Here is a 2,139-nt window from a genome sequence, read left to right on the forward strand (position 1 = left end):
GTCAGCCAAAAAAGATCAGACATGGTCACCGCTCGATTTTCGAACCGTGACTCACGCAGCCACGCGGAAATCAATGGGTCCTGACCCTAGCTGATGCACGGCAAAAGGGGCGAATAAAGGTATGGGAGCGTTTTGAAGCAAAGCGGGCCTCTCGTAAGGAGAACAATTAGTCACTTCAAACGCCCTTTGGGCTTTGGTGTGTGGCCTGGTCATTCACAGTTTTTGAGACCATTCTCCGCCATTGACGCCACACTATATGCCAATTTTCTACTGTATGGATTTTGCGAGATTGAGCTTAAGGCTAGATAATATGCGTAAGAGAGTAATAGCAAAACTTCTGGCAGTCTTATCGTTGTTCGCTGTCGTGGTTCTGGGTTTGCTCGACAGATCGTCACACGCCAGCATGCTGGCGAACTGTTCCGGAGACATCTCAGCCAATTGTTTGCTGGATACCGGTGTTCAGCTGCTTAATGAGAATTACCCCGAACCAATCGACACGCGACCGCTTAGCCAGCTCGCGGCGGTTGGGCGCATAGATGAGGCTGAGAACTTGTTCATGAAGATTGCCCTTGAACGAGGAAAAACGTCGCAGGCTGCAACTGAAATCGCATCAAAATCTGTTGCAGTGCATCGGCTTGTGAATGCCATACAAGGTGGGCACGATCTCGATGCTGCACTTGCGCGACTGCCTCAAGCGCACGCAAGTGATCTCTGGTTAGCGGGCCTAATATTATTGGGAGATGATCCATACGGTACTCGCCCAATCCGTCCCGATATTCCCGTTCCTCAGAAAGACGCGCACATTGCAGCCGCCATGGCATCGCTCATCGTTTATTGGTTTGAGACGGGCTCCCCAAAAGCCCGGGCTTGGCAGGTTGCATACGCCGCTGAATTGAGAGCACGCCTCGAAGATCGAGAAGGTGTCATTGAGGTCCTGCGTATTGCGGAAGGTCGCGTCCGTTCACCAAATTACTCGCGCCGTGTATTTGAGGTTGCTGGCGCGGAAACTGTACTGGAGTTGGTTCCATCATCAAGCTTGTCGTATCCAAATCTGCTTCTGACCGCAGCCGAGGCCGAGAACGATGATGAAAAGGCACGGTTCTACCTAGAAGCGGCTTTTGATCACCACGCGGAACGCAAACCATGGCCGGACTTTGACCTTATGGAGCGTGTTGCGCTGCGTAGTGCTGCGCTTGGCTATACGGATTTGGCACACCGCCTCTCCAAAAGAATGGTAACTCTTGCCGACAAGACAGACACCCCTTTTGAAGTTTTTGCCCATATAGATGCGGCACGGGCTTTGTATTTTGCAGGAGCGTCCGTAGACGAAGTGGTCCACCGCCTTTCCATCGCGGAAAGCCTCTTCCCAGATGATCCGTCGGATGTCATTGCTAGCGGTCTAGTCAGTGGTCCTATGGCGTGGCAAAGTTCTGGTCTCGCGCTCGAAGCGCGCTTAGGCATTGCATCCGTCGGCGCATCTGTTGGCGATATCGATAGGGCAAAACGCATGCTATCGGGCATCGATGATCCTGTCACAGCGTGGTTGTATTTGGATACGCAAGGTTTTCCGGTCCACGTTCTGACCGATCTTATGGACCACGCTGAAGAAACTCTGCATCCACATGACTATGCGTATATTGCAGGTCAGTTTGCGAGACGTGCCTCCGTTAAAGAGCAACCTAAGAAACATCATTCGTGGGCGTTGCAACGTGTGCGGAAGATTGCGGAAACTGGCGAGACAGAAGGCAAGTATCGGTATTTGATCTATAATGCTTTAGCTGTTGTCTCTTTTGGTGCCGGTGAGAAAGAACTTGGGCAGACAGTTCTCGAACGGATGGCGCTGTCCGCACTCTCGGAGCGAAATGCGGTTCAGCTTGTTAATGCTGGCTACTCCTATGTCACCTACGGGATCGACCAACCGTAAAGGTTAGATTGGTGTATGGCCGCTCTAGTATAGCTTGTGTGGTACTCTAGCTTTTTGGATCGGCCACACTCGCTCATCTGTCAGGAGGGCGTTCGCTAGGGTCAGGACTCATAACCAATAAATGATGGACGTGTCGCGGTTTGATGCCGCTCCTTTGATAGCATTTATTGCAGCAAAGGAGATGAACTATGGGAACGAAACGAACGGACGAGTTT

General features: G+C 51.6%; 1 protein-coding gene. It reads left to right on the top strand.

Annotation, left to right across the window (positions count from 1 at the left end):
* Positions 1-256: 256 nt before the first annotated feature.
* Positions 257-1,924, top strand: coding sequence for a hypothetical protein (locus tag ACR0J8_RS24165; RefSeq protein WP_480892855.1), 1,668 nt, complete (start codon positions 257-259; stop codon positions 1,922-1,924).
* Positions 1,925-2,139: the final 215 nt, after the last annotated feature.

The organism is Ruegeria sp. N11, assembly GCF_056531525.1.

Excerpts from the sequence above, each read along its gene's own strand:
- ACR0J8_RS24165 (WP_480892855.1), top strand. The coding sequence starts at position 257 with ATGCCAATTTTCTACTGTATGGATTTTGCGAGATTGAGCTTAAGGCTA.